The 9,264-nt window shown below is 47.0% G+C and carries 3 protein-coding genes; all 3 read right to left on the reverse strand.

Annotated elements, in window-relative coordinates; all coding sequences use genetic code 11:
• Positions 1-123 precede the first annotated feature (123 nt).
• The 3 genes from O9324_RS18500 to O9324_RS18510 all read right to left on the reverse strand — a co-directional run bounded on the left by O9324_RS18500 (position 124) and on the right by O9324_RS18510 (position 8,638).
• Entirely contained in the window at positions 124-366 is a 243-nt protein-coding gene (locus tag O9324_RS18500; protein ID WP_002764921.1) for a hypothetical protein, read from the reverse strand.
• Between the two features lie 101 nt (positions 367-467).
• Positions 468-5,537, reverse strand: coding sequence for an SDR family NAD(P)-dependent oxidoreductase (locus tag O9324_RS18505; protein WP_288140961.1), 5,070 nt, complete (start codon positions 5,535-5,537; stop codon positions 468-470).
• A gap of 8 nt (positions 5,538-5,545) precedes the next feature.
• A complete protein-coding gene (locus O9324_RS18510) occupies positions 5,546-8,638 on the reverse strand; it encodes a type I polyketide synthase (RefSeq protein WP_288140962.1) in 3,093 nt (1,030 codons plus the stop codon).
• Positions 8,639-9,264 lie beyond the last annotated feature (626 nt).

A 9,264-nucleotide genomic window follows, 5' to 3' on the forward strand; every position in this document is an offset into this window, starting at 1 on the left:
AACCAGAATTACGTTAAGTTAGTTCAATTAAGAGGGAGAATCCTTTAAGGTTTTCATCCCGTATAATCCCCGTCTATTACATAACACAAACCGAAGAACCAGAATTACGTTAAGTTAGTTCAATTAAGAGGGAGAATCCTCTGAGGAAAGTATGGTTCGGCTCTCCATTAACCATTTTTCGATGCGTCGCCCTTGCCACATCCAAAGTCCAGTGAAGCTTAAGAGGGGAAAGACGACAATCCCGACGGCTATCAGCATTCCTGGATGATTGCGCCAGGGGGAATAGATAAAAATACCTAAGAGAAGTGATGCCACAATGTGGATCAGTCGGAGTTGATTTCTCAATGATTTATTCGGCTTGTACATGACAAATTTTCCTGGGTAGATAGAGAAAAGTGAGAAAGCAGAATCTAGTCAGTAGGTTGGTCTGAGGATGGGTTCCCCCCCATCCTACAGATTGGGTTTTCCTAGACCATTAACAGAGCCGCTTCCCTGGTGGTCGCCCTTGCGACTAAAGACTGCTTCACCGCCTCGGGCCAAGGTGCGGCCACAGCCGTTCCATCTTCTTGACGCTCCACCCAAGCCACATCTTGTTGACCGACATGGAGTTTTTCCAAGGTGCCATCAGTCTGTTCCCGGAAGAACTCAAAGTTGAAAGATGCGCCACACTCGGATACTGAACGCACATAGAGAAGGGTGCGAACGCGGTCAAAAGGCATCGCTTCCCGTAGATAGTCCATGCGGGTATAGAGACAGACCATTTCCCCGCAAGGATTAGAAATCCGCAAATATTCAGGAGCAACTGAGTAAAGGAACAGGTCGAGAATGCGTCCTTGCCAGATGAAATAATTGCCGTAGTAAACATTACCGACCAAATTCGATTCTTCCAGAGTGGTTTGGAAGACCTCAGACCGTAATAACCGTCCATAGCGGCTTTCTTGTTGTGGAATGTCATCAATGACCGCGCCAGGCTTGAGGGAAGCAAGGCCCGCAGGTAGGGGAGCCAGAGGCAGGGTTTCTGGGTGTTTTAAATCAAGGCTGGCGGGTTTGTCAGCGGCAAAGCGAGCCAAATAGTCTTGGAGATAGGGCGGGAAAGGCATGGGAGCGGGAACTCCATAGCTAACTAACCGCACCCAAGTGGCTTTAACTTCGGCAATCGCCAGACGTTCTAGGGAATTATCGGGTAATACCTTACAAAACTCGATGTAAGTCTCAAAGGAGGAGCCGACAATATTGCCTACCCAGGCTCGCGCTTGAATCACATCATAGGAAGTGGCTTCTCCCACAACTCGCAGGCTAACGGAATTGGTAACCATGCCCCAATCTCCAGTTAGGAAGTCGGCTAACATTTGCTGGGCAATACTTTCCATCGGCAATTCCCGAATTTTGCCAATCCAGCGAAAATATTGGGCAAAGTAAACGTGACGGCTAATGCTACCACTATCTTTGAAACTGACTTGATAGCGTTGCTCATAGACTAATTGTCCTTGCGGGCCATCATGGGTGTAGCGAGAGCTATGGCTGTCAATTTTCCCCGGTGTCGCTGGGATAATCGCCGCTTCCGTTGCTTGAGGAGACTGGAAATTAGCTTCTGTGGGGACAGACCCTGGGGTGTGGGAAACCACAATCGCCACCATCCGTTCCGGTGGACGGGTTAACTTGACAGGGACAGTCAGCACTTGAGACTCACCCTCCGGGGTTGAGGTGGATAACAAGACCCCATCCCCTTGTTTCGCCACTAGAGAAAACTGCGGATCACTACCATTAAAAGCTTTGCGAACTGCTTCTGTGGCTGACCAAATCCTCATACCGGCCCGCTCTTGAGTGTCTCCTTGGCGCACTAATTGCTCCATCAGTTGACTGCGGCGATCGCTTAAGAGGGCGACCCAGTCCTCGGTGCTGCGAGGGGTAATTGCTTCGATATCACAACCTTGGGGGGTTTCAGCGACGGTGCAGAGACAATAGCGATCGCAGTGAGATAAAGAAACATTTAACCCAGACACTTGTGTCCCGCTCAATTGAGGCTTACCGGAGGGGAGAGACTCAAGCTCGAAAACAAGTTTTTGATCGGGTTTGAGTCCTAGCTTAGTTTTCAGCGCCCGTTCTACAATGGGTTTTTCCTGTTGGCGGCGCTGTTCTAAGGATTTCCCTTGCAGGTTAGGCGCATAACCAAGCGCAACGGTAGGCGGTGGAATCTCGAATCCCTGACAAGTTGTCTGTAACACTTGTCGCAAGTGTTGGCGATCACGGGTTTCGGGATTGCCTAACTCAGCAGCCGTAGGATTTTCTGGGTGTTCTTCGAGAATCCGTAGGCGATAACCGCTCAAGCGTTCAATTAAGTTCCCCTGCTCATCGGTAGCAATCACTTCACTAATATACTCCCGCTCTTCCCGCGCCAATAGGTTAACGGTGACAAGGCGGCGACCTTGATCGCTGCTGGCCGGTTTAAATCGCTCAATCTTGGCAATTTCTACGGGTAAACAGATATCTTGGGGAATGGTCAATTGTACCGATTGGAGCAAGACATCGCGAAAATAGGGATCGCCGAGGATTAAGGAGTGATTCAATCCCTGGCTAAAGCTTTGATTGGATAAATCTTCTCCAGAAAGTTGAGCGTGGGAACGGAAAACACTCTGTTTTTCACTAAGGGTGTAAATTTCACCGAGGCGTTGAAAACGTTCTCCCTGGAAGAGCAAATCCCCATAGAGATCAGTTTTGGGAGCGATTGGGAGAGGTTGGCCTAATTCGGGTTTTTCCTGAGAAGCAGAAGTCAACTCTCCGAGAATGAGATTGGCGGAAAAATGAGCCAGAGAAAAGCCGGTTTGCTCGGTATAAATGCCGACTTTAACTCGACGTTCCCCATTGCTAGTAGCTTCGGCAATTTCTGCTTCAATTTGAATGTCAACCCCAGTCTCTGGATTAACGACTATTGGTCGTCGCAGAGAAATATCTTCCAGGCGAACAATTGGGGGGGTTGAGGTTCCTGTCAGGTAAGCCACAGCTTGGGCCATGGCACATAACCCAAACACGGTGGGGAATAAATAAGAACCGCGCCAAAGGTGGTCTTTGACATAAAGATCCTTCCCTAAACTCAGATGAGTCCGCACGGTCAAGGCTACCTGTGGTTCCACATATTGGACATTTTCGATAAAGCGCAGTCCAGCGGGAGAGGGTAAGGGGGTTGGTAACCAGGTATCTAAGCCACCCAAGCGAGCAGTGATTACTACCTGTGAAGTGCTGGGTGCGTTTTGGAAAAGCTTGAGAAAGCGGCTGACTCCTTCACTCGGAGCAATGGCCTTGATCCCCATGCGCTCTAGATGTTTGACACTGCCAAGACGCGCTCCCATGCCGATTTCATCCCAAACGCTATAAGCAAGCGCAAGTACCTGAGTTTGGGGGTGTTGCCGTTGGTACTGTTGTAACAGCAAGGACAGGGATTCATTGGCAAAGGCATACCAAGCATTACCAGGCATTCCGGTAACGCCGATAATCGAACTAAAAGCGATAAAGAGCTTGGGTGGGTTAGAGGCTAAGGCCTGCAATAAGTTGTAAGCTCCCAAAAGTTTGGGTGAGACTTCTGTTTGAGCATCTTGGGGGCTAACTTGTTCGACGCGACGGGGTTGATTGAGTCCGGCTCCGTGAACTACCCCTGTAATCGGTCCTAATTCCTGGGTCACTTGGTTAACTAACTGCTCGACCTCGGTAGGATTGGCAATATTGCAGCGATAGTAAGCACCGGTGAGTCCTAGGTCCGCTAAGCGCTTGAGAGTTTGGGCAATTTCGCTGTTGCTGTCTCCGGTTTCTGGGGCTGGCGCTCGCCCCACCAAAGCCATTTTCACTCCCGTTTTTTGTCCTAAGGCCAGAGCGCATTCGGCGGTAATTCCCTTGGCTCCACCTGTCACCAGAATTACGTCTGAGGCTGACCAGGTGAGGGAACGGGGCGTATAATCAATCGGCTGCTGTAACTGGGCCCGGGGGATTAGTCTTACTTGCGTCGCATCATAGCCAACGGTTGTAATCGCCTCAGAGCCGGCTAGTTCCTCAATTACTAACTTACTGGCCTGAGTTGGTTCAATTTCTACCGCCAAATCTATTACCCGGACTCGTGTTTCTTGGCGCTCTAAATGAACACTGCGGGCAAAGGCCGCGGCTGAAGCGACTTCGGGATGGTATTCTCCCTCACCAGTGCCAAAACGTCCCCCACCAAATTGAATATAAGCTAAAGTTGCCGAGGGATTGGTGTGGCTAATCGTAGCAACGCTGCTGAGGCGAGTTACCATGGCGGCGAGGGGTAATTCCGATGGCAAGGGGGAAATATCGGGTAAAATCCCTAGATAGTGGGAGAATGAACCGATACTGGCGGGTTCTGCCGCTGCAATTTCGGCGTAGGTCTTTTGTTGGACTTGAGCGCCCAATTGCTCTAATTGCTTGGTAAGAGTTTGAGCAATCGATGTACCAGCATTAGATAGATTCCCCAGGCCTAAAACATCAGAGACAATTAAGACTTGAGCTTGTGACCAATCAGTGGCAATTGTTGATGGAGTCAGAGGTTGAGGGACATATTCAATGGCGTAGTTACGAACCCAGTTGACAAACGGGGGAGAATTGTTTTGGCTTGCTTGCGGGATTGGTGTTTTCTCTGAAGTAGCAGTTTTGACAGAGAGTTGGTTTGATACCTTCTCCAGCGCCGCAATGACATCCGCCAAAGTTCCATTCGCTAAAGCTGAGGGATCCAGTTTTCCAGTTGCTCCCACTTGTTTGACTGCTGTAGCAATTAGCTCGGCTGCTTTAATAGAGTCAAGGTTTAAATCATCAAGAAGACGAAGATCGAGGCTGAGGGTATCTTTAGGAAACCCAGTCATTTCTTCGACTAATTCCAGTAATTTTTGGGTAACATCAAGGGAATCTGAAGGCGGGGAAGCCACAGGCGCAATTTCTGTTTGCTGAGGAATCTCAGTCGGCATTCCCACCGCAACAATGGCATCAATAGCCTGTTTCACTTCTTGTAAAGTAGCATTAGCTAAAGCAGAAGGATCAATTTTTCCGCTCACACCAAAGGTTTTGGCGGCTGTCGCTACTAACTCGCCAGCTTTGATGGAATCTAAATTCAAATCATCTAGTAGTTTGGCATCAAGATTAATGCTGGCTACTGGATAGCCAGTTTTTTCTGCAACTAACTCAATTAAACGTTTTTCAACAGTTAAATTGGTTGGGATTACTGTTGTTTCTGGGATTCGCTTGCTATTAACAGTGCTATGACCATTACTATTAACAGTGCTATGACCATTACTATTAACAGTGCTATGACTATTACTATTAACAGTGCTATGACTATTACTATTAACAGGTTTATTTACCTGATCACTGCTTTGAAAAGGAATCAGATTAGTTGCTGGACTTTTAAGCAAAATATAAGACTGAAGATCTGCTTTGATAACTTGGGACAAAAACTGGCTTCGGTTAGAGAAGTAATGGGAGAGAAGTTTGACAATCTCTTGATTGCCAATGACTGGTTTGGAGTCAGAAGAATAAGTCATAATGTCCTCTAGGGATTGTGAGTGTTTACAAAGGGTAAGCTTTGGATATCGGCACTGATTAACTCAGAGAGAAAAGAACCACGTTCCAGCAGGTAATTTGCCAAGACTGTCGTTAGTTCATCATCTGCAACAAAACTTTCTGGTTGGGAAAAATTCGAGGAATGAGCGAGAGCCAGATTTGGTGATGACTGTTGTATTTCTCCCCAAGAAAAGGAGGAACTCGACTCAATTTCTTCAAGAGATACCGGAAAAGATCGTTCGCAGGGATTATCAACAAATAGACGTTCAGCAGCAGGAATAAAAGGACGAACCAGTCGTTGTTCATACAACGCTTGCCAGTTGACTTCACCTCCTTGCACAAAGTAAGCGGCTAAAAAAGTATTCAAATCGCGAGCGATACCCGGTTTTGACTCTAGGGGAAAACAGAGGGGAGAGGTCACTATTGCTCCCACTAAACCAGAAAGCACTTTTCCCGTTCCAACTTCAACTATCAAGTCACATTTATTCTTCAGATTTTCGACAAGAGAAACAAAATTTACCTGAGCAACAATCTGATCAGCAAAGTGTTCTTTTAAGTTGAGTCCTGAATTAATTATCTGCCCGTTAACGCTGGTGAATAGAGGCAGAGAAACCTGTGCTAAAATCTCAGGAATGGGAGATTCTTGTCGCAAATATTCAGCCGCTGTCGCCACCATCTGGGAGTGAAAGGCGTTCGCTACCGGAAGTTGGCGGACTTGAATTTCTTGAGCTAATGCCAGGTCACAAACAGCAGCAACACTGGTTTTTTCTCCAGAAATAACTGTCTGTTGAGGACTATTGATATTAGCAACTGTTACATACCCAGAAATCCCTTGTAAGAGCTTTTGCGCGGTGGCATCCGAGCAAGCTAAACTGGCCATTGTCCCGATAGAATCGCCCTTAACTGTCATTGCTTTTCCCCGCATTGCGGCAAAGCAAAGGAGGGTTTTTTCGTCATAAGCACCAGCTGCTTCAAAAGCAGTCAATTCGCCCAAACTATGACCCCCTAGTGCCACTGGTTCCAGTCCAAGTCGCTTCAGGTAATGCTTCCACAGTAGTGAAGTCAAGCAGATTGCTTGGGGTGCCACATCGGTGAGAGCCTTAAACCATTGTTCTACTTGTTGTTGGTTAACAGCGCGGTCAAGAGGACGGTAAATTAATGGACTAATCGGTTCAAAACCAGATTCAATCAGCCATAAATCGGCCTGTTGCACTAACTCTCTTGCCCAAGCATATCGCTCCACTAAAGTTCGGGCCATGTTCAGCTTTTGTGAACCTTGTCCTGGAAAGAGAAAAGCTATTCGAGAACGCTGCACTTGATGGGCGAGCCAGATGTCTTTTCGCTGGGATACATATGTTTCTCCCGCGGCTGGGGGTTGAGAGTGAAGAATGTTGATTAAATGCTCCAAGCGCTCCAGTAATTCTCTGGGGTTTTCTGCCACAATGGCGGCGCGAATTGGAGTCTGAGGGGCTAATTTTTGAGCATTCTGCGCTGCTAAATCCACCATGTCTGCTAAACTCATCCCTTTGGCTTGTTCTGAGAAAATTTGCAGAGATTCCAGCAGTTGAGCAAGAGAATTAGCCCCGAAGACAAAGATTTCGCTATCTTGGTTGGAGACTAAAAGCGAACGCTGGTCTAAACTGGGTTTTAACCGGGGGGAAGCTGCATCACCAGATATTAGGGTTACATGGCTGTTAATGCCGCCAAATCCCATCGCCGATACACCAGCTTTGAGAATTGTTGTTGGTTGATGAATTTCCCCTTGTAAGATGGGATAGAGAGGGAGTGCATGAGTTTCAAAGATGGAATTAGGCTCTTGACAACCGACAGTGGGAGGAACTATGCGTTGATTAACTGCCATTACGGCTTTAATCAAACCTCCGATTCCAGCAGCCGCTTTAGTATGGCCAACTAGGGACTTAAAAGAAGTGACTCCGCAGGAGCGAGGAGCGATTTCTCCCTCTGCTGCCATTGCCAGGGCAATTCCTTCCAGTTCAGTGCGATCGCCAACGGGAGTTCCTGTTCCATGTCCCTCAATAAAATGCAAAGTATGAGGGCTATAGCCAGCTTTTTGGTAGGCGCGAAGCAAGGCTTTTGACTGACCAAATTTGGAAGGAGCAGTAATCCCTCCTTTGCCATCAGAAGAAATTCCCCATCCTTTGAGGATGGCGTAAACAAAATCCCCCGCTTTTCTGGCATCTTCTAAGCGTTTGAGGACAACAAAACCACATCCTTCTCCAGGAACAAAACCACTGGCTCGGCGATCATAAACCCTCATATCCTGAGCCGTTAGTGCGCCGGTTTTGGCGAAACCAATTAATTCAAAGGTATCGAGACTGATATCAATGCCACCGGCTAAGGCCATGTCTAAATCGCCATTACTTAAAGCGTTGGCGGCAGTGACAACGGCGATTAGGGAGGAGGAACAAGCACCATCGACGGTATAACCACCACCGTCAAAATTAAAAAAGTTACAGATTCGTCCGGCTATGGTGTTGGACAGTCCTCCAGCCAGGCTATCTTCGGTAATGGGTGGGAAAACGGATTTATAGAATTTCTCCATTGTTTCGAGAAGTTCTTCCACAATTGTTCCAGACAGTCCTTTGACTTCGGCAGCGGCTCGCAAGGCTCTTCGTACGTAGGGCCAACGTAACCGCATCACATTCGAGCGAGTATGTTCTCCAGTTAAGGAATTGCCGAGAATGACCCCGGTTTTCTGGGTGGGAATGGTATCTCGACGATACCCAGCATCTTCGATCGCTTTGTCGGCTACTTCTAAGGCTAACCAATGCACGATGTCGGTTCCATCGACCGTTTTTTTGGGAACTCGACGATTAATCCAGTCGAATTGAAAGCCATCAATGAAGGCCCCGCGTGTTCCGTAGGTTTTATCGGGAGTGGCGGGATCGGGATCATAATATTCCGAGAGTGGTAAACGTTGATCGGGAAACTGGCGAAATTGACAACGACGCGCCAAAATATTCTCCCAAAGTTCGCTTAATTGTTTGGCACCAGGGTAATGGCAACCCATTCCGACAACGGCTATAGGATGGGCGATTTTATCGCTTTGAGTTTTCGGCATTTTTTTCCTTGTTTTGAGGACAATAATTGTGTTTGATAACTATCTGGTTATCCTAGGAGCGAGGGAACCCAGCCAGGTCTTTTTTCGGTATTTCCCGAAAGCTTATGATTTATTGTCGTTTAGCAATTACAACTATCTCATTTGCGCTTAAAATAACCTTGATAAAATCACGGTATATAAGCCAAGGTATTCAATTATTCAAAGGATTTTCCAGAGAAATGTTAAAGGGAAAACTTTAGCATTTACTCTATAGTTGTAACTTATTCACAAGTATATGGGTAAGTTTCAGCAGTGACAATCGAAGTTTAGGATGTTAAGGGAGAAGATAAGCGGCTCTTCTGGAAGTTTAGGATGTTAAGGGAGAAGATAAGCAGCTCTTCTCGACTTTGTGTGATCATCAGTGCTGATCATTCGTAGGAGTCTTGGCGACGGCAAGGATTTCAAGAGTTTGAAGGGGAGCATCTCATTTATGCAAGTGAGTAATTACTGTAGTTTAGACTAAAAAAGTCAGCCGAAAATAATCCAGCTTTATGAAAATAGCTGAAATCAAAAATCTTGAAGCAAAAAGTAGAGTTAGGATGCTTTCTTTTGCGATTTTTTAGGGGGAGAATATCGTTTTTTTACAG

This window comes from Microcystis sp. LE19-84.1B (assembly GCF_027531875.1).
Lineage (GTDB): Bacteria > Cyanobacteriota > Cyanobacteriia > Cyanobacteriales > Microcystaceae > Microcystis > Microcystis panniformis.